The sequence below is a fragment of the Cryobacterium zhongshanensis genome, from assembly GCF_022760445.1.
Taxonomy (GTDB): domain Bacteria; phylum Actinomycetota; class Actinomycetes; order Actinomycetales; family Microbacteriaceae; genus Cryobacterium; species Cryobacterium algoricola.
This window is the reverse complement of the sequence record NZ_JALGAR010000003.1, coordinates 300243-319670: the sequence shown is the minus strand read 5'-3', so window position 1 is coordinate 319670 and position 19428 is coordinate 300243. Positions and strand designations below refer to the sequence as shown.

Annotated in this window: 18 protein-coding genes; 8 read left to right on the top strand and 10 right to left on the bottom strand. The window is 70.8% G+C overall.

The features are described 5' to 3' along the window. The first annotated feature begins 77 nt into the window (after positions 1-77). A complete protein-coding gene (locus MQH31_RS13095) occupies positions 78-518 on the top strand; it encodes a molybdenum cofactor biosynthesis protein MoaE (protein ID WP_243012402.1) in 441 nt (146 codons plus the stop codon). 263 nt (positions 519-781) lie between these two features. On the opposite strand, the gene MQH31_RS13090 is transcribed toward MQH31_RS13095, so the two are convergent. From MQH31_RS13090 to MQH31_RS13060, 7 genes are all read right to left on the bottom strand, one after another. Further along, positions 782-2557, bottom strand: a complete 1776-nt coding sequence (locus MQH31_RS13090; RefSeq protein WP_243012401.1) for an HNH endonuclease signature motif containing protein — start codon at positions 2555-2557, stop codon at positions 782-784. A gap of 144 nt (positions 2558-2701) precedes the next feature. Beyond that, complete coding sequence (locus MQH31_RS13085) at positions 2702-2941, bottom strand: MoaD/ThiS family protein (RefSeq protein ID WP_243012400.1); 240 nt, start codon at positions 2939-2941, stop codon at positions 2702-2704. After that, positions 2941-3228 carry a DUF6457 domain-containing protein gene (locus MQH31_RS13080; protein WP_198416014.1) on the bottom strand — a complete coding sequence of 96 codons (288 nt, stop codon included), beginning with the start codon at positions 3226-3228 and terminating at the stop codon, positions 2941-2943. The genes MQH31_RS13085 and MQH31_RS13080 overlap by 1 nt, the downstream gene beginning before the upstream one ends. Then, positions 3225-4274: a molybdenum cofactor guanylyltransferase gene (gene mobA, locus MQH31_RS13075; RefSeq protein ID WP_243012399.1), complete on the bottom strand. Its 1050-nt coding sequence runs from the start codon at positions 4272-4274 to the stop codon at positions 3225-3227. Before mobA ends, MQH31_RS13080 begins: the two co-directional genes overlap by 4 nt. 12 nt (positions 4275-4286) lie before the next feature. After that, a complete protein-coding gene (moaC, locus tag MQH31_RS13070; protein ID WP_279238753.1) occupies positions 4287-4865 on the bottom strand; it encodes a cyclic pyranopterin monophosphate synthase MoaC in 579 nt (192 codons plus the stop codon). A 32-nt stretch (positions 4866-4897) separates the two neighbouring features. Beyond that, on the bottom strand, positions 4898-6349 hold the full coding sequence (locus tag MQH31_RS13065; RefSeq protein WP_243012398.1) for a molybdopterin molybdotransferase MoeA: 1452 nt from the start codon (positions 6347-6349) through the stop codon (positions 4898-4900). Further along, positions 6289-7569 (bottom strand): ThiF family adenylyltransferase, encoded by a 1281-nt coding sequence (locus MQH31_RS13060; protein ID WP_243012397.1) that lies wholly within the window; start codon positions 7567-7569, stop codon positions 6289-6291. The genes MQH31_RS13065 and MQH31_RS13060 overlap by 61 nt, the downstream gene beginning before the upstream one ends. Positions 7570-7788: 219 nt before the next feature. On the opposite strand from MQH31_RS13060, the gene fdhA reads away from it, so the two are divergent. The 5 genes from fdhA (at position 7789) to MQH31_RS13035 (ending at position 12049) form a co-directional block, all read left to right on the top strand. Beyond that, on the top strand, positions 7789-9003 hold the full coding sequence (fdhA, locus tag MQH31_RS13055) for a formaldehyde dehydrogenase, glutathione-independent (RefSeq protein WP_243012396.1): 1215 nt from the start codon (positions 7789-7791) through the stop codon (positions 9001-9003). Between the two features lie 109 nt (positions 9004-9112). Next, positions 9113-10159, top strand: coding sequence for a GTP 3',8-cyclase MoaA (gene moaA / locus MQH31_RS13050; protein ID WP_243012395.1), 1047 nt, complete (start codon positions 9113-9115; stop codon positions 10157-10159). Between the two features lie 9 nt (positions 10160-10168). Continuing rightward, entirely contained in the window at positions 10169-11086 is a 918-nt protein-coding gene (gene fdhD, locus MQH31_RS13045) for a formate dehydrogenase accessory sulfurtransferase FdhD (RefSeq protein ID WP_243012394.1), read from the top strand. A 58-nt stretch (positions 11087-11144) separates the two neighbouring features. Then, positions 11145-11585 (top strand): SRPBCC family protein, encoded by a 441-nt coding sequence (locus tag MQH31_RS13040; protein WP_243012393.1) that lies wholly within the window; start codon positions 11145-11147, stop codon positions 11583-11585. After that, positions 11585-12049, top strand: a complete 465-nt coding sequence (locus MQH31_RS13035; RefSeq protein WP_243012392.1) for a MarR family winged helix-turn-helix transcriptional regulator — start codon at positions 11585-11587, stop codon at positions 12047-12049. Before MQH31_RS13040 ends, MQH31_RS13035 begins: the two co-directional genes overlap by 1 nt. Here MQH31_RS13035 and MQH31_RS13030 read toward each other — a convergent pair. Beyond that, complete coding sequence (locus tag MQH31_RS13030) at positions 12046-14361, bottom strand: FdhF/YdeP family oxidoreductase (protein WP_243012391.1); 2316 nt, start codon at positions 14359-14361, stop codon at positions 12046-12048. The genes MQH31_RS13035 and MQH31_RS13030 overlap by 4 nt on opposite strands. 224 nt (positions 14362-14585) lie before the next feature. Here MQH31_RS13030 and MQH31_RS13025 point away from each other — a divergent pair, with 224 nt between their 5' ends. Both MQH31_RS13025 and MQH31_RS13020 read left to right on the top strand, forming a co-directional pair. After that, positions 14586-17021 (top strand): glycosyltransferase, encoded by a 2436-nt coding sequence (locus tag MQH31_RS13025; RefSeq protein ID WP_243012390.1) that lies wholly within the window; start codon positions 14586-14588, stop codon positions 17019-17021. Continuing rightward, positions 17018-18355, top strand: a complete 1338-nt coding sequence (locus tag MQH31_RS13020; RefSeq protein ID WP_243012389.1) for a glycosyltransferase — start codon at positions 17018-17020, stop codon at positions 18353-18355. Before MQH31_RS13025 ends, MQH31_RS13020 begins: the two co-directional genes overlap by 4 nt. Before the next feature lie 198 nt (positions 18356-18553). On the opposite strand, the gene MQH31_RS13015 is transcribed toward MQH31_RS13020, so the two are convergent. Together MQH31_RS13015 and clpS are read right to left on the bottom strand one after the other, a co-directional pair. Then, positions 18554-19102, bottom strand: coding sequence for a DUF2017 family protein (locus MQH31_RS13015; RefSeq protein WP_243012388.1), 549 nt, complete (start codon positions 19100-19102; stop codon positions 18554-18556). Beyond that, a complete protein-coding gene (gene clpS, locus MQH31_RS13010) occupies positions 19102-19386 on the bottom strand; it encodes an ATP-dependent Clp protease adapter ClpS (protein WP_198416016.1) in 285 nt (94 codons plus the stop codon). Before clpS ends, MQH31_RS13015 begins: the two co-directional genes overlap by 1 nt. Between the last annotated feature and the right edge of the window lie 42 nt (positions 19387-19428).

The window sequence follows — 19428 nt, the reverse complement described above, 5'->3', positions numbered from 1 at the left end:
ACTTAGGGAGGGTGCCGGTACGGGGGATTCGCGGGGGCTCGCGGGTCATCGCGGGCAGCCGCGGGTACTCTGGGGCTGTGGATTCCGAACGCATACCTCCGCTGTCCCTCGTGACCGAGCAGACGCTCGACGTCGCCGCGCATGTCCTCGCGGTGTCGTCCCGGTCGGCCGGCGCCGTCGTGACCTTTATCGGCCAGGTGCGGGACCACGACCCCGATGCCACAGGCGCTGTGACGGGCCTCGACTACAGCGCCCATCCGGATGCCGGGCGCATCCTCACGGAGATCGCCGCCCGGTTCCGGGCCGCGAACCCCGCGGTCGAGCTCGTCGTGAGCCACCGGATCGGCCACCTCGAGGTCGGCGACCTCGCCCTCGTCGCCGCCGTCGCGAGCGCGCACCGCGCCGACGCCTTCCTGGTCTGCGAGCGGCTCGTCGAGGCGGTCAAGGCCGAGGTCCCGATCTGGAAGAAACAGTACGAAGTCGACGGCACCCACGCCTGGGTCGGCCTCGGCCTCTGACGACTCGGGCGTCCCGACCGTCCGTTCATGTGAAGCTCGTCGCTCCCGTTCGATCCGGCTGCTACTGAACACCGGTTCCGCGGTGGACCCGGTGTTCGGCCCTCCCGGCCGTTCGTACCCGTCGAGTCCATCGCGCGCGTTCCATCCGGCTGCGGTCGAACACCGGTTCCGCGGTGGACTCGGCGCTCGGCCTTCCCGGCCGTTCGAGCCCGTCAAGTTCGCCGTCCCTCCCGATCCCTCTGCGCCGCCGATCCTCCGCCGGCTCAGTCGGTGTCTCGGAGGATCGTGCTCGTGCTGGTGAGGGGGATGGGTGTCTGCTCGGGGTCGAGTCGGGGTGGTGGGGTGAGCCAGTATCGGCCGGTGTCGTCGCGGGTGATGCGCCAGTGTTCGTTGTGGAGTCTGAGGTGGTCGGCCCGGCAGAGCAGGATGCCGTCGGCCAGGTTGGTTTGCCCGGTGTCGTCTTTCCAGTGTTGGATGTGGTGGGTTTCGGTCCAGGAAGGTGGTCGGTCGCAGCCGGGCCACATGCAGCCGCCGTCGCGGATGGCGAGGGCGGCCCGTTGGGCGGGGCTGAAGGTGCGTTGTTCGCGGCCGAGGTCGAGGCCGTGTCCGTGGTCGTCGAAGGTGACGTCGAGGATCCCGGTATCGCAGAGGTTGCGTTCGAGGGTCTCGGCCGAAACTGTCACCGCGGTCCCCTCGATCACACCCGGCTTGAGCTCGGGTGTCGCGGTCCCGGGGCTCGACGCGGCATCGGATGCGAGTTCCTCCGCAGCGGCAGTCGGCCCGCCCGGTTCGGTCCCGCTGGCTGCGGCCCCGGTCGACGCGGTCCCGACCTGGGCCGTCGCGGTCGGTGCGACGCCGGTGAATGCGGCCCCGGTAGGTGCGGTGCCGGTCGGCGTGGTGCTCCGGGGGTGGATGGTGACCATGCGGACGGCGGGGTTGCGGCCGCCGGCGATGCGTTTCGGGTCGGCTTTGACGCCGAGTTTGGTCAGGGCGAGGAACGCGTCCGCGGTGAGTTGCTCGGTGGTGCGCGGGTCGTCCTGCACCCGCTTGGCCCACGCGGCCTGTTCCTTGTCCACGAACCTGACCCCGCCGCGGCGGGGGCTGGTGATGGCATCGTAGGTCTGCATCAGGTATTCGCCGTCTTCGGGGGCGAAGAGGCCGACCATGCGTACCTGCCCGGTGTGGAGCCGGTAGAACCGCAGGGACCGGTCGTCGTAGGCGGCTTTCTCCCGGGCGGCGATGCCGGCCTCATCGAGTACGTCCCGCACCCGGCGGGCCCGTTTGAACAGTTGGTCGGCGTTCAGGGTGCGTGCTTCGGAGAGGAGCCGGGCGAGGGCGGAGGTGAGTTTCTCGGGGGTGATCGCCCGGTCCAGGTCACCCAGGCCCTTGCGGAGCGCGTCGGCCTTCTCCACGCTGAGCCAGCCTTCTCCGAGGGCCCGGCCGATCGGGGCGTGCCACGGCGGCACCGCGGCCGCCGGAACCGGAAGGTCGACCGGCGGCAGCGCTGGAACGGCCCCGTCAAGCGGCGGAATCTCATCGAGCAGCCTCTGCGCTTCGGCGGCTTCCCGGGCGGCTTTCTCGGCGGCGTCGGTCTCGACGAGCAGCCGGCCCACGCCGAGCAGTTTGACCGCGTCGCTCTTGCTCGACCCGGAGATGGTCTGGAGCAGGTCTTCCGGGGTGCGGTATCCCCGTCGGGCGGCGAGGCCCTGGCCGCCGAGTTCGGGTCTGGACCGCCGGGCCAGGGTCGCGGCGAACCATGCCGCCTGGGTGTCCAGGGCCCGTCGGGCCCCTGCGATCAACACGTGGCCCTCGAGTACCGCCTCATCGCTGAGCGTGTCGACGGCGGCGGACGAACCGCCCAGCCCGGTGACGACATCCACCATCGACCGCAACCCACCGAGCACGTCGCCCTGCACCGGATTGGCCAGCACCGGATTGGCCAGCACCGGGTCGACGAGCACCGGGTCGCCGTGCACCTGGTCGCCGTGCGGCTGATCGGGTGAAGCGGGCGACTCGGGCGACTCGGGGAGGTTGGTCATGCCTCAAAGTTACGACCGACCACCGACATTCTCTGAATATCGCTCAGGTCTGTGGAAACTCCCTCTGATCAGGTTCCTGTTGAGGGGAATCCATGACTTTCGCGGCCCGTAGGCCCGATAGGGACCGCGGAGGCGGCCGGAGCCTCAGCCGCCGGCGAAGGGGGGCAAGACGTCGACGGTATCGGTCCCGGCGAGTGGGACCGCATCATCCGCTGCCCGGGTGCCGTTGACCAACAGGGAGCAGCGCGACAGGATTCTGGCGAATTCGACGCCGTGGCGCTCGGTCAGGAGTGCGCGAAGATCGCCGACGCTGGAGACGTCGACGGTCGTGCTCTCGGTGCCCGCCGCCTCTGCTGCGGCGGCGAAGAAGCGGATGCCGGCCACTAGCGCGTCTCGGTGGGGTGCGTCGCCGGCCAGGCCAGGGCGAGCCGGGTGGCGGTCGCGCAGGCCTGTTCGATGTCGGCAGCGGTGCCGCCGTTGCGGGCAGCGGCGAAACCGACGAGGAACGTGCTGAGCGGGGCGGCCGGACGGGCGACACCGTGGGCGACGTCGCGGGCGACGTCCAGGAGCGCGCCGACCGGAACGTCGGCCGGATCGAGGTCGAGTCCGGCGGCGAGGACGGCAAGCCAGTCGTCGAGGGCCTCGGGAGGCAGGGGGGTGGAGGTGCTCATTCGGTGTCGCTCCTCGGAGGGGTGCTGCTGATCGGGCTGGTTCCCGACAGGAGCGCGGTGCTCCACTCAACATCCTGCCACGTGTCCACGTCACGTCCGCTGCCGTCAGCGTCGGCGACTCCGACGAGACGCAGTCCGGCGAGGAGGGCGCGCATGCTCGCTCCGTCCACTCCGGGGCCCAGACGTGCGGCGGCGCTTCGGAGGGCGCTTGCCCGGTAAAGGCCGGCGAGCCACTGGGGGTGACCGTCCGGGTCGGACAGGTGCAGGCCATCGAGGGCGTCCGGGCCGGAGGCGTTCGTACCCGCGCGGTCAGCGAGGGCAGGCTCAGCGCGGGCCTGGTCAGCGAGGGCCTGATCACTGAGGGCCGCTACGAGGGTGCCGGCGGCGGCCGCCGCCCAGGGCAGGTCGCACGCGAGCACGAGCAGCCACTCTGCCGGGGCGGGCGCCGTGCCCGCGGGTGTGGGTCCGGCTTCGGGTTCGCGTCGGGCCCCGGGTGCGACGGCCTTGGCTCCCGCTGCGGATGCGGGTGCGGATGCGGGTGTGGGCATGGCTCCCGGTGTGGATGCGGGCGCGGGTACCGGCCGGGCGAGGGCGGCGAGGCCGGCGGCGATACCCGCGACGGGGCCACCGAACGGTGGGTCCTCGAGCGCCCAGAGCACTCCGCTCGCCTCGGGACCGGCGGCCACCCGAGCCGACACCGGCCCGACGATGACGACTCGACGGGCGAGCGTGCGCGCGTCGAGCACCCGGGACAGCAGCGTGCGGCCGGCGACTTCGACGGCGGGCTTGACGGCACCGCCGAGGCGGCTGCCGCGGCCACCGGCGAGCACGATCAGGTCGATCGGCCCCGAGCCGCCGGGCCCCGAGCCGCCGGGCCCCGAGCCGCCGGGCCCCGAGCCGCCGGGCCCCGAGCCGCCGGGTCCCGAGCCGCCGGGTCCCGAACCAATTCGACGGAGATTTTGCCCAAATCCCCCGGTTTCGGGCTTCTCCGGTGCGTTCTTCCCCACAACTCCGTCGAATTCGTTAGGGGCGAGGGGGTCGGGCATGATGGGCGGGCCCTACTCGGCGGGGCGCAGCCAGTCGCCGGACTTGCCGCCGGTCTTACTGATCAGGCGGATGTCCCCGATGCTGACGGACTTGTCGAGTCCCTTGACCATGTCGACGACCGCCAGAGCAGCGATCGACACGGCCGTGAGCGCCTCCATCTCGACGCCGGTGCGGTCGGCCGTGCGGATGGTCGCGGCCACGCGCACGCCCGTGTCCTCGATCGTGAGGTCGACCGCCGCACCGTGAACCCCGATCACGTGGGCCAGGGGGAGCAGGTCAGCGCACTTCTTCGCACCCTGGATGCCCGCGATGCGTGCGACGGCGAGCACGTCGCCCTTGGGCGTCGTGCCGTCGCGAAGCGCGGCGACCACGCGGGGTCCGCAGAACACGAAGCCCGCAGCGGTCGCGCTGCGCACGGTCGGCTGCTTCTCGGTCACGTCGACCATCCGGGCCTGGCCGGCCGCATTGAGATGCGTGAACGGCTGCGCCGACTGCGCGGCCTGTCCGCCCTGCGCTCCCCGCACTGTCCGCCGATCGGGTACGGGCTGCGGGGTCGGGGCGGCGGCGGTTTCGTCTCGGGCGGAAGTCATAACACCAGCATGGCTCACATCTCCGGAATGACTCATATCACCAGCATGACGGGGAGCAGGTCACCCTCGGTCACGGTGTCGCAGTCCTCCGGGACGACGGCGAGGCCCTCGGCCTGGCCGAGCCCCGCGACGAGGTGCGAGCCGGAGCCGCCGGAAGTGGCCGGCCAGACCAGGGTCTCCGGGCCGCGGCGTTCGCAGACGACGGGCATGTACTGCTGCCGTCCACCGGGGGAGCTCCAGCCGCGGGCGACGGTCCCGGTGATCGTCGGGCGGGTGATGCTGCCGTGGCCGCCCATGAACAGGAGCGCCGGACGCACGAAGGCCTCGAAGGAGACGAACGCGCTCACCGGGTTACCGGGCAGGGCGAACACGATCGGGCCGGGTGCCGTGCTCCCGGTAGTACTCCCGGCCGTGCCCGTGCCCCCGGCTGCGCTGACGGCACTACTGCCGGCGTCGCTGCTGCCGGTGCCGGTGCCGGTGCCGGTTGCGGGCAGCCGGCCGAAGCCCTGGGGCTTGCCCGGCTGCATCCGCACGGGACCGAACCAGATTCCGAGCGGAGCGAGTACGGCCTTGACGACGTCGTATGCTCCGACGCTGACTCCTCCGGAGAGGATGATCGCGTCCACCGTTCCGACGAGGGAGTCGAGCACTCTGCGGAGGGATTCCTCGTTGTCGGGGACGGCGCCGATCCGGTGCACGACGCCGCCGGCCTGGGCGACGGCGGCGGAGAGCAGGTAGGAATTGGAGTCCGGGATCTGGCCGCGCCGGGCGGGGGAGCCCGGCACGATCAGTTCGTCTCCGGTGGAGATCACGGCGACCCGGGGCGCGGGGTGCACAAGCAGTTCGGCCCGGCCGGCGCTCGCGGCGGCGGCGATCCTGGTCGGCCACAGCGTCGTCCCCGCCCGCAGCACGGTGTCGCCGGCGGCGGCATCGCTGCCGGCCCTGCGGATGTGCGCGGCGGGTTCCGGCGCCCTGAGGATGCCGACCCGGTCGATTCCCCGGTCGGTGTCCTCGATCGGGACGACGGCATCCGCCCCGTCGGGGATCGGAGCCCCGGTCATGATGCGGGCGACCTGCCCGGCGTCGATGCGCGGGTTCTGCGCGGTACCCGCCGCGAGGTCGGCGACGACGGGCAGCATGACCGGGCTCCCCGGTGTCGCGGCGAGCAGGTCGGCACGCCGTACGGCGTACCCGTCCATCGCCGAGTTGTCGAAGGGCGGGGTGTCCGTCGCGCTCGTGACGGGCTCGGCGAGGGCGAGCCCGAGCGCAAGGTCGAGCGGAACCCGGACGGGCTCGAGAACGGGCAGCTGCGCAAGAATCCAGTCGAGATGCTCGGCGACCGGGCGGGCGGATGCCGCGTCACCGTGCCCGTCGCGCCGCGCGTGGCCGTGGTGGCCGGCGTCGCCCTCCGGTGCGACCACGGTCAGCTCCGCGCTTCGATGGACCACTCCGGGGACCAGGTCCCCGACCACTGGGTGGACCATTTCTGCCCGGATCCCGGCGCTGAGCCCTCGGCGACGGCGGCGTCCCAGGCCGCGATCCCGCCCTCGAGCAGGGTCAGGTCGGTGAAGCCGTCCGCAGCGAGCGCGGCGGCGGCGCTCATGGCGCGCGGCCCCTGCGCGCAGTGCAGCACGAGGGGTACGTCGCGGGGCAGCGACGCCAGGCCCTCCGGGCTGCGCAGCTGGTCGAGGGGGAGTAGCAGCGAGCCGGGGACCGCGCTTTCGGCGTGCTCTCCGGGTTCGCGCACGTCGACGACGATGAAGTCGTCTGCGCCGTTCGCACGCGCCACGAGCCGGGAGACGAGCTGGGCCGGTGACAGCGTCGGCCAGACGGGAGTGGGCGCAGGCCCGGAACCGTTCCCGGAACCGGTCGCTGTTGCAGCTGCGGCCTCCGCAGCCTCCGTGGCTGCCCGGGCGTGGAGCTCCGCGTCTCCGCCGACGAGGGGCACCTCGGTGAAGCGCCCGGAGAGGGCGTCGATCACGAGCACCCGCCCGATCAGCGGCGCACCGATGCCGGCGACGAGTTTGATCGCCTCCGTCGCCATCAGCGAACCGACCTGGCCGCAGAGGGCGCCGAGCACGCCGGCCTCCGCGCAGTTGGGCACTTCGCCCTCTGCCGGCGGATTCGGGAACAGGTCCCGCAACTGCACGCCCGCGACGCCGCTCCCTGCGGGCGGGGCGGCCCAGAACACCGAGAGCTGGGCATCGAAGCGCAGCACGGATGCCCAGACGAGCGGCTTCCCCAGTTCGGCGCAGACGTCGTTCACGAGGAACCGGGTCGGGAAGTTGTCTGTGCCGTCGATCACGACGTCGTACCCGGAGATGAGCGCGCGGGCGTTGCCGTGGTCCAGGCGCTCGGCGTGCTGGATGACGATGGTGGCGGGCGCGATGGCCGCGATGGACTCCGCGGCGCTCACGACCTTCGGCCGGCCGACATCCGCCTGCCCGTGCACGATCTGGCGCTGCAGGTTGCTGGGTTCGACGTCGTCGCCGTCGACGATGCCGATCGTGCCGATTCCGGCGGCCGCCAGGTAGAGCAGGGCGGGGGAGCCGAGGCCGCCCGCGCCGAGCACGAGCACCTTCGCGTTCGCGAGACGGCGCTGGCCGAGATCGTCGAGCTGCGGCAGGCGGCGCTGGCGGGCGGTGCGCACGGATTCGGTCGGGGTGAGCCGGGCAACGGGTTCGACAAGGGGAGGAAGGGCCATGCCCCTTACGCTAGGCGCTCCCGGGGGCCCGCGCATCCGCATCCGCCCAGAGTCTCGGCGACCCCCTTGATATCCCCGGCCGATGGGTGTTTCGTCGAAGACGGTACCGATGAGTAACGCACCACCCCCCACAGCGCACCAACTAGCACCACTGCAATCTCGCACGACCGAAGCGGCCGTGTACAGAGGATCACATCGCAGAATCTAGGAAGGTATGTAATGACAGGGAACAGAGCAGTTGCCTACAAGAGCCCGGGACACGTCGAGGTCATCGACATCGACTACCCCACCTTCGAACTGAAGGACGGGCCCGGTGTCAACCCGGCCAATGTCGGCCGGAAGGTGCCGCATGGGGTCATCCTCCGCACGGTGAGCACCAATATCTGCGGCTCGGACCAGCACATGGTCCGCGGACGCACGACAGCGCCCGCGGACCTCGTGCTCGGGCACGAGATCACCGGAGAGGTCGTCGAAACCGGGCCGGACGTCGAGTTCATCAAGGTCGGCGACATCGTGTCGGTCCCGTTCAACATCTCCTGCGGCCGGTGTCGTAACTGCAAGGAGCGCAAGACCGGGATCTGCCTGAACGTCAACCCCGACCGCCCCGGCAGCGCATACGGCTATGTCGACATGGGCGGCTGGGTCGGCGGCCAGGCCGAATACGTTCTCGTGCCGTACGCCGACTGGAACCTTCTGAAGTTCCCGGACCGGGACCAGGCCCTCACGAAGATCATGGACCTGACTATGCTCTCCGACATCTTCCCCACCGGGTTCCACGGGGCGGTGAGCGCCAATGTCGGCGTCGGGTCGACGGTCTACGTCGCGGGTGCCGGGCCGGTCGGCCTCGCGGCCGCAGCCTCCGCTCACCTGCTCGGAGCCGCCGCCGTCATCGTCGGCGACCTCAACGAGGAACGGCTGGCTCAGGCCCGCAGCTTCGGCTGCGAGACGGTCGACCTGCGCAAGGGCGACCCGCAGGACCAGATCGAGCAGATCCTCGGTGTACCCGAGGTCGACTGCGCCGTCGACGCGGTCGGCTTCGAGGCCCGCGGGCACGGCCAGGCCGCGGGGGAGGAGCGTCCGGCGACGGTGCTCAACTCGCTCATGACGATCACGGCGGCCGGTGGCGCGCTCGGCATCCCCGGGCTCTACGTCACGGGTGACCCGGGCGGGGTCGACGAGGCCGCGAAGGTCGGGTCGCTCTCGATCCGGCTCGGCCTCGGCTGGGCGAAGTCGTTGTCCTTCACGACGGGCCAGTGCCCGGTGATGAAGTACAACCGCAAGCTCATGATGGCGATCCTGAACGACAAGGTGCAGATCGCGAAGGCCGTCAACGCGCAGGCGATCAGCCTCGAGGACGCGCCGCGCGGCTACGCCGAGTTCGATGCCGGCAAGTCCGTGAAATATGTGCTCAACCCGAACGGTTACGTCAAGTAGTGAACCAGTGACGTAACAGCAGCCGTGTCGAGCGGATGCCCGGCCAGGGCCGCCTTGGCCGGGCATCCGTGTCGCGGGGCCATGCTGACAGAAGATTAGGGTGGAGCGTATGACCGGAAACCCGACACTCACGGACACCCGGGGCCGGCCGCTGCACGACCTGCGGATCTCGGTCACGGACCGGTGCAACTTCCGGTGCGTGTATTGCATGCCGAAGGAGGTCTTCGGCCGCGACTTCGCCTTCATGGAACGCGACGAACTCCTCACCTTCGAGGAGATCACCCGGCTCGCCCGGGTGAGCGTCGCGCACGGGGTCGGCAAGATCCGGCTGACCGGCGGGGAACCGCTGCTCCGTCGCGGCCTCGAGGACCTCGTCGCCCAGCTCGCCGCGCTCCGCACCCCGGACGGACGGCCCATCGACATCGCCCTCACCACCAACGGCTCGGCGCTCGCGGTCAAGGCGCAGGCCTTGAAGGACGCCGGGCTCCGCCGGGTGACGGTGTCCCTCGACTCCCTCGACGACGCGACCTTCCGGGCCATGAACGACGTGAACTTCCCGGTCGCGAAGGTGCTGCACGGCATCGAGGTCGCCTCGAACGTCGGGCTCGGCCCAGTCAAGGTCAACATGGTCGTCAAGCGCGGCCAGAACGACGGGGACATCGTCGCGATGGCCCGGCACTTCCAGGGCACCCCGGTCATCCTCCGCTTCATCGAATTCATGGACGTCGGCTCGAGCAACGGCTGGGAGATGGGCGCCGTCGTTCCCTCCAGCGAGGTGATCGCCCGGATCGACGCCGAACTGCCGCTCGAGGAGGTCGCCCCGAACTACACCGGTGAGACCTCGGCGCGCTGGCGCTACCGCGACGGCAGCGGTGAGATCGGGGTGATCTCGAGCGTGACGCAGTCGTTCTGCTCGACCTGTTCCCGCGCCCGGGTGTCGACGGACGGCAAACTCTTCACCTGCCTGTTCGCGACGGAGGGACACGACCTGCGCGCGCTTCTGCGCGGCGGCGCCACGGACGACGAGCTGTCCGCGGCCATGGCGTCGGTCTGGCGAGAGCGGACCGACCGGTACTCGGACCTGCGGAGCGCGAAGACGAGCGAGCTGCGGGCATCCGGCAAGAAGAAGATCGAAATGTCGTACATCGGAGGGTGACCAGCAACAATGACACGAATCACTGCACGACGAAAGGTCGTCCGACTCACCGTCGGCGGCCGCCGGACCACCAGGGAAGACGTGCTCGCCGTCGAGGAGCCGCTCGAGATCCGCGTGAACGGCACCTCGCTCGCGGTGACGATGCGCACGCCCGGCAACGACTATGACCTGGCCGCCGGCTTCCTGGTCTCCGAGGGCGTGATCAGCCGCGGCGAGCATTTCTTCGCGGCGCGCTACTGCGCCGGCGCCACCGTCGACGGTGAGAACACCTACAACGTCCTCGACGTGAGCCTCGCGCCCGGCGTCGCCGCACCCGACCCGAGCCTGGAACGGAACTTCCTCACCACGAGCGCGTGCGGGCTGTGCGGCAAGGCGAACATCGACGCCGTGCGCACCCGGTCGGTCTTCACCGTGTCGGACGACCCCGTCCTCCTCGACGTCGAACGCCTCACCACATTCCCGGACGTGCTCCGGGCCGGTCAGGCCGTCTTCGAGAAGACCGGCGGCCTGCACGCGGCCGGACTCTTCGACGCCGCCACCGGGGAACTGCTCGTGCTGCGCGAAGACGTCGGGCGCCACAATGCCGTCGACAAGGTGATCGGCTGGGCGGTCAAGGAGGACCGGCTGCCGCTGCGCGGAACCGTGCTCCAGGTCTCCGGCCGGGCGAGTTTCGAACTCGTCCAGAAGGCCGCGATGGCCGGCATCCCAATGCTGGCCGCGGTCTCCGCGCCGTCCTCGCTCGCGGCGGAACTCGCAGCCGACGTGGGCATGACCCTCGTCGGATTCCTGCGCGGCGACTCCATGGTGATCTACGCGGGCGCCGAACGGATCACCGGCGGCGGGCGCGCGGCGGACGATGTCGCCGGCGCCGAGGGTGCTGCGACTTCCGCCCCAGCGGCTCTTGCCGGTTCCGCCGTGCCGAATTAGTATGTGCGCATACTAACTGCTCCGATTCGCGGGGCAGCTGCGGACGAGAGGTCACCTGATGTGGAGAACTGAGTACACGGCAGACACCAGCGCCACACCCGCCGCGGTCTGGGCGGCTTTTCGGGATATCCACACCGGGGTCGCAGCGGCCGCGGGCGGGGACGTCTTCGAAATGGACGGGGCGTTCACCGTCGGCACGGAGTTGAGCGTCACGCCGGTCGGGCAGGACACCTTCCGATCCCGCATCATCGAACTGGCCCCGAACGAACGGTATGCCGACGAGACCACATTCGGCGACGTTGTGCTGACGTTCCGGCACCTGTTCACACCGAGTGACGGCGGAACCCGGGTCACCCACGAACTCGTGATCACCGGGCAGGACGCTGACGAGATCGGACCGGGGCTCGGCCCGGAGATCAGTGCGGACTTCCCCGAGGCGATGGCCGGGCTGTTCGCGCTCGCCGAGGCATCCGCTGCCCCTAAAGACCCTGACCACTGATGCCGGACGCCGGGGAGAACGGGCTCGACAGCGAGTTCGCGTCCGCGGAGGACAGCACGGGACTGATGCTGTGGCGCGTCACCAATGCCTGGCAGGCCGCGCAACGGGCCGCGCTCCGGCCGTTCGACCTGACCCATGTGCAGTTCGTGCTGCTCGCCTCGCTCGCGTGGCTCGACACAGACGGGCCGACCACCCAGCGCGAACTCTCCCGCCACGCCGGAACGGACCCGATGATGACCTCGCAGGTGCTGCGCACCCTGGAACGGAAGGACCTCGTGGAACGGCGGGGTCACCCGACGGATGCCCGGGCAAAGTCGCTCCGGGTGACAGCGGCGGGAGCCGAGCTCGCCCGACACGCAACCACGGCCGTGGAAGGAGTCGACCAACGCTTCTTCACCCCGCTCGGCGCCGAGCGGGCGGCCTTCACCCGGATGCTCCGCGTGGTGCTCGGCCCCGCGTCCTAACCGGCGGTCGGTACCAGGGCGGGCTCGTGGGCGATGAAGCGCACCGACATGGCCTTGTAGCCGGGGGTGTTCGATTCGCGGGCGACGAGTTCGCGGTGCATCAGCGCGTTCGCCTCGGGGAAGTACGCCGCCGCGCAGCCCCGCGGGGTCGGGTAGACCACGAGCCGGAACTCGTCCGCGCGGCGTTCCTCGCCGCGGAAGGTGCTGATCACGTCGACGAGATCGCGGTCGTGGAAGCCGAGCTCGACGACGTCGTCCTCGTTGATCAGGATGACCCTGCGCCCGTTCGAGATGCCGCGGTACCGGTCGTCGAGCCCGTAGAACGTGGTGTTGTACTGGTCGTGGCTGCGGATGGTCTGCAGGATCAGGTGCCCGGCCGGCGGAGTCAGGTACTCGAGCGGGCTGACCGTGAACCGGGCGCGGCCGATGTCGGTCGCAAAGCTGCGGGTGTCGCGCGGGGGGTTCGGCAGCACGAAGCCGTTCTTCGTCTTCAGCCGGCGGTTGAAGTCGGTGAAGCCGGGGATCACCCGGGAGATGTGGTCGCGGATGAGGTCGTAGTCCTCGCTCATCGCCTTCCAGTCGACGGGGTGGTCCGCGCCGAGGGTCGCGCTCGCCATCCGGGCGACGATGACCGGTTCGGCGAGCAGATGCTCGGACACCGGGTCGAGGCGGCCCTGCGTCGTGCGCACGACCGACATCGAGTCCTCGACGGAGAGCACCTGGCGGCCACCGGGGTGCTTGTCGTCGGTGTCGGTCCGGCCGAGGGTCGGCAGGATCAGCGAGGTGCGCCCGTGCATCACGTGCGAGCGGTTCGGCTTCGTGGAGATGTGGACCGTGAGCCCGACCCGCTGCATCGCGGCCTCGAGCTTGGCGGTGTCGGAGCAGGCGAGGGCGAAGTTGCCGCCGAGGGAGACGAACACGTCGACGTCCTCGTTCTCGAAGGCCTCGACCGTCGCGACGGAATCGAGTCCGTGCTCCCGGGGGCTGACGATCCCGAATTCGGTGTCGAGTGCGGCGAGGAAGGCCTCCTTCGGCTTCTCCCAGACGCCCATGGTGCGGTCGCCCTGCACGTTGGAGTGGCCGCGCACCGGGCAGGCTCCCGCGCCCGGCTTGCCGAAGTTGCCCTGCAGCAGGAGCAGGTTGATGATCTCCTTGAGCGTGTTGACCGAGTGGGGCTGCTGGGTCAGTCCGAGCGCCCAGCAGATGATCGTGGCCTTCGACGTCACGAGCATGCTCGCGACGACGCCGATCTGCAGCCGGGAGAGCCCGGTCGCCTTCTCGGTTTCTTCCCAGTCGATCTCGCCGCGCGCGGCCCGGTACTCCTCGAGTCCCTGGGTGTTGGCGTCGACGAAGGCCTGGTCGACGACGGAGCCGGGCACCCTCTTCTCCTCCTCGAGGAGCAGGTGGCCGAGCGCCTGGAACAGGGCGAGGTCGCCGCCGACCTTGATCTGCAGGTACTCGTCGGCGAGGGCGGTGCCGTCGCCGATCAGGCCGGAGAAGGACTGCGGGTCCTTGAAGTTGAACAGCCCGGCCTCGGGCAGGGGGTTGACCGCGACCACCTTCCCGCCGTTGTCCTTGCACTCTTTCAGGGCGGACAGCATCCGCGGGTGGTTGGTGCCCGGGTTCTGGCCGACGACGAGGATGAGGTCGGCGTGGTGGATGTCCTCGAGGGAGACCGTGCCCTTGCCGATGCCGATCGTCGCGTTCATCGCCGAGCCGGAGGACTCGTGGCACATGTTCGAGCAGTCCGGCAGATTGTTCGTGCCGATCGAGCGGGCGAACAGCTGGTAGAGGAACGCGGACTCGTTTGCGGTGCGGCCGGAGGTGTAGAAGACGGTGCGGTCGGGGGTCGTGGCCCGGATCTGCTCGCCGATGAGCTCGAAGGCGTCGTTCCAGGAGATCTGCGAGTAGTGCGTGTCGCCGGGGCGGATGACGACGGGGTGCGTGATGCGGCCCTGGTTGCCGAGCCAGTACTCGGTCTTCGTCGCGAGTTCGGCGATGGAGTGCTCCGCCCAGAATGCCGGGGTCACCTGGCGGACGGTGCTCTCCTCGGCGACGGCCTTCGCGCCGTTCTCACAGAATTCGGCGGTCTTGCGGTGACCCTGCGATTCCGGCCAGGCGCAGCCGGGGCAGTCGGTCCCGTCACGCTGGTTGAGCCGGAGCAGGGCCCGGGCCGTGCGGCCGATGCCGGCCTGGGCGACGCCGCGCTCGAGCGCGACGACGACGGCTTCGAGGCCCGCCGCGCTGGTCTTCGGCTTCTTCACGACGAGGGAGTCTTCGTTGATGTCCTGGATCGGAGCGTGGCGTGTCATGCAATCCATGATGCTCCTCTTGACTGCATACCGGCGCAACGGATGCCTTCGCCGGGTCACAGGAGGATGGAGCGTCCTCTCGGTTGATTCCCAGCCCGGAAGGGCCCGCGAGCCGGAAAAGTGGCGTTGAATCAACGAGGGACGTTTGTCCCGGCCCACCGGGCCATTCTCGGCCCCTCGGCCGACACCAGCCGCGGCACCGCCGGCAGACAGGGAGTTCGACCATGGGAACACAGAGCACACTGGATTCGCTCAGGGCCGCAGACTCGATCCTCGCCACGATCATGGCCGCAGACGACCTCACCGTTTCCGCGAGCCGGGACGGTGGCAGCCGGGCCGTGCGCCTGCTCGCCGAGGCCGCCGTCGACCCCGCAGACCAGGTCACCGCGATCGCCGCCGTGCACGCCCTCGCCCAGGTCTTCGACGAGACGGCCGACGAGGTGCTCGTCTCGCTGCTCGGGCACGAGCAACTCTTCCTCCGCGAGCACGCGGCCTGGGCCTTCGGTGCCCGCCTACCGCGCTTCGACGCGGTCGCACCCCTGCTCGGCATGGTCATCGACGGCGGTTTCGCCGGGATGATCGCCCAGCGCACCCTCGAACAATGGAGCGCGGCCGTCGCGGCCCCCGTCGCCCTCGCCGTCGAGGGAGCACTGCTCGGCGTCAGCGAGCCGGGCGCGAGGGCGCGCCTGGTCGAGACGATCGGCCAGATCTCGGGGCGGATCCCGGAACGCACGCTGTTCCGCGTCGCCGTCGACCCGGCGGAGGCGACCGAGGTGCGGGCTGCGGCGATCGCCGCCATCGGCGACCGTGGGCTCGCAGACGCCGCCCCTGGCTCCCTCTCGGGCGCCGGCGCGGGAATCGGAACCGGGATCGGTTCCGGGCTCGGTTCCGGCGACACCGGCCTCCGGATCGTCACCGGGCTGGCCGCGGGCAGCGGGGTCCTCGCCGAGGTCGCCAGGCTCGCCGTGATCGACCTGACCGTGCCGAGCTACCCGCGGGCCCCGTGGAGCAGCGGAACGACCGTCGCCCAGCTGTTCCTGCACGCCGACATCGACGGAGCGCTGACCCGGGTCGGCTCCGGCGACAACGGCGGCATCGCGACCCTGTTGGTCCGGCTCGGGGACGCCCTCGTCGCCGGCCAGGTCACCGGCGACGCCGGCAGCGGTGCCGGCGAGGTCGGCCGGGTGCTCACCCTCTCCCGGGGCGGCTTCGCATCCGCCCTCGACTGCCTGCCCGAGGTGTCGTCGACCCTGTCTGGCCACGCCTTCGCGACAGTACCGTTCCTCGGCGAGCCCGTCGCATCCGCCGACGCCTGGTCGCGCCGGATCGCGACCCAGCGCGGCATCCGCCGGGTGCTCCGCGCCGCGGGACCTGTCGACGCCATCCACCTGCGGATGGCGGACGTCGGCACCCTCGCTGCCTCGACGGTCGCCAGGGAACTCGACATCCCGGTCGTGTTCACCGTCGCGCCAGACCCGCACAGCCTCATCCGCTCGCTCGAGTCCGCCGGCGCCCTCACCCGCGCGACCTTCGGCACGGTCGATGCGACCGAACACTTCTGGTTCCGCGTGCGGCTCGTCCAGCGCCTCGCAGCGGATGCCGCGCACACCGTGCTCTTTCCCCGGCCCGACCTCGAGCGTGACCTGCGTGAGCTCGTTGGCATCGACGTGACGCAGCACCCGGAACGGCACTCGATCGTCGCAGAGGGCATCGACATCGCCGTGATCGAGGCCTCGCTCGTCGACGCCCGGGCGAGCGATGGCACGCCGGAGGAGGCTGACGTGGCCGCAGCGTACGCCGAGCCGGTGTCCGACGCCGCCGCAGCACCCGCATCCACGGTTCCCGCGCAGATGAGCGTCGAGGGCGCTGTCGCCCTCGGACAGCTCGACGACCTCCTCGCGACCCTCCCGCCCGAGCGCCGCGCGCTGCCGCTCGCGATCACGGTCGGCCGGCTGCACCGGGTCAAGGGCATGGCGACCCTCGTCGAAGCCTGGGCGGCCGACCCTGCGCTCCGGGCCGCCTGCAACCTCCTGATCGTCGGAGGCGACCTTGCGAACCCCACCCCGGACGAGGCCGGACAGCTCGACAGGATCCACGCCGCCGTCCCGCGCGGCGACGCGGCCTCGGCCGGGCTGCTGCTCGCCGGGCACCGCTCGAACGACACCGTCGCCCGCTGGCTCGCCGCCACCCGCCTCGGCCGCACCGGTCTCGCAGCGGCCAACGGCGTCTACGTCTGCGCGAGCATGAAAGAGGAATTCGGCATCGCGCTACTCGAGGCGATGGCGGCAGGGCTCACCGTGGTCGCCCCGAACGGCGGGGGACCGGCCACCTACGTCGAACAGGGCGTGACCGGGTTCCTGGTCGACACCGGGAACCCGGCCGGTCTCGCCGGCGGTGTGCGTGAGGCGCTCGATCTCGCGGCGGGCCCCTTCGGTCCCGAATTCGCCGAGCGCGCCATGGCCATGGTCTCCGACTCGTTCACGATCCAGGCGATGGCGACGACCCTCTCCGGGGTGTACCACGACGTCGCCGAGGCGCACGAACGCCTCAGGGCGGACGCGGGGACGGGCTTCGGCCAGGCGTTCACCGGCCAGGGTCTCTCCGGCCAGGGCTTCGCCGGCCGGGGACTGGCGTCGACCTGGACGCTGAGCGCCTCATGACCCTGCTCATCATCAGCCCGGACTACGCCTCGCACCTGTTCCCGCTCGCAACCCTCGGCACGGCCTGGCAGGCCGCCGGGGAACGGGTCGTCGTCGCGAGCGGCCCCGCGACGGCCGGGATCGTCGCCGAATTCGGCTTCGAGCGGGTGAACCTGCAGCTCGGCCGCGGCTCGAACCCCGGCACCATCCGGGCGGAACAGCAGCCGAGCGGTGAGGACGACGCCCTCCGCGGCTTCTTCGCCGCGACCAGGCTCGGACTCGTGCCGACACTGCAGTTCCAGGCCGAGGCACGCAGCAGCGACCTGCTCTGGAACCCGGTCGAGATCGCCCGTGAGGTGCAGCGCATCGTCGCGGAGGTGCGCCCGGACCAGATCATCGTCGACCACCTCGCCTTCAGCGCCCGCCTCGCCCTGTTGAGCGCCGGCATCCGTCACGCCGACATCGTGCTCGGGCACCCGAGCGCCCTTCCGGTCGGCACGGAGGTCTACGGCTACCCGTCCACCTGGCCAGACGCCTTCTCCCCGGAGCCGGACGACCTCGCCGGGCTCCACCGCACCTGCGAGGCGGTACGCGACACCTTCACCGCCCAGTGGAATGCCGCCCTGCTCGAACTCGACCCCGCGGCGGAGCCGAGCCGGGACGCCTTCACCGAATCCGGCGACGTGCTGATGCTCAACTACCCGGGTGAACTGCACGCGCCCGATCGCACGGCCCTGCTTCCGCAGCACGTGTTCCTCGGCTCCGCGGTGCGCGCCGAGGCACGCGACCCCGAGGTGGAGGCGTGGCTTGCCGACGCCGTTGCGGCAGGCGACGACCGGCCCCTCGTCTACGTGAGCTTCGGGAGCTTCCTGTCCGTGCGCGGCGACGTGCTCGCCCGGGTGTCGGATGCCCTCCGCGGCCTCGATGTCCGGGTCGCCCTCGCGACGGGGTCCACGGACCCCGCCGAGCTCGGCCCGATCCCGGACTCCTGGCTCGTGCGCGGCTTCCTGCCGCAGGTCGCGTTGCTCGGTGCCGCCGCGGTCGCCGTCACGCACGGCGGGAACAACAGCGTGACCGAGGCGATGACCGCCGGGGTACCGCTGCTCGTGCTGCCGTTCTCCACCGACCAGTTCGCCGGGGCGGAGGCGGTCGAGACCGCCGGGTTCGGGCTCTCGCTCGCGCCCAATACCGCGACGGCGGTCGAACTCGGCGACGCGCTCCGGTCGGTGCTCGCGCTCGCGGCACCCGACCGGGTGCGGCTCGACGACCTCAGCGGGTCACTGCAGGGTGGAACGGGCCCGCGCCGGGCCTACGAGGCGCTGACGGCGCTCGCGGCGGTCCCTGCAGCGGGCTGATCGCGCCGCCTTCCTCCGTCGCTTTCCCGCTCCTTCGGTCGCGGCGTTCCGGCGACCGGTGACGGGCGTAACGTCGGAGAATTTCGCGACTCGCCGCATCCGCTGGGTGGAGGCACGGCGTGTCGCGAAAATCTCCGACTTTGCACGAGAGTGCGGATGCTGCCTCCGGGACACAGTGCCCGGCTCTGCGGTTGGGGCTCAGCGGTCGACGGCGTAGACGAGGGACTCCTGCACCATGCCGAGCCACTCGTAGATGCTGCTGAGCAGCGGGGCTTCGTCGGCGTCCAGGTGCTGTTCGCCGTCCGGCGAGATCTCGAGCCGCTCGGCCAGGGTGAGCCGCAGGTCGGTGAGCGTGCGCAGCCAGGACTGTACGGCGGGGGCGTCGAGCGCGATCGGCGTCGCCGGAACCTCGAAGAGGTCGTCCACGAGGGGCCCGACGGGTTCGTCGGCGATCTCGTCGAGGGGTTCCTCGCCGAGCGTCGCGAGCAGCACCCTGGCGTTGTCGAGTTTGCGTTCGAGGAGGTCTCCGGAGGTGAAACGCCGGAACTCGGCGGAGGCCTCTGCGTCGCCCGGGTAGGCATCCGGAAGCAGCCGTTTGAGCGCCGGGTCCGCGCCGGTGCCGAGGGCATGCGACTCCGCTGCGAGCAGGAGCTCGATCAGCTGGCTCGCTGCGAGCCGGAGCAGCCCGAGCTCGACGGCTTCGAAGCTCGCGGACACCGTTCCGGCGGGATCGCGGGTGAACAGCATCACGAGTCCTCGTGGGAGAGGGTGGCCCAGAGCCCGAAGCCGTGCATCGCCTCGACGTGGCGCTCCATCGACTCGCGGTTTCCGGTTGCGACGACGGCCCTGCCGGAGTTGTGCACCCGCAGCATCAGGCGTTCGGCTTCCTCGGGTGCGACCCCGAAGTAGCTGCGGAACACGTAGGAGACATAGGACATCAGGTTGACCGGATCGTCCCACACGATGGTGACCCAGGGGCGGTCGAGGGAGACGGCTTCACGCAGGTCCGATTTTTCGAAAGTCTTCGGCACCGGTTAAGCCTGACATGCCGGGGGTCGTTCCCGCCACCGTTA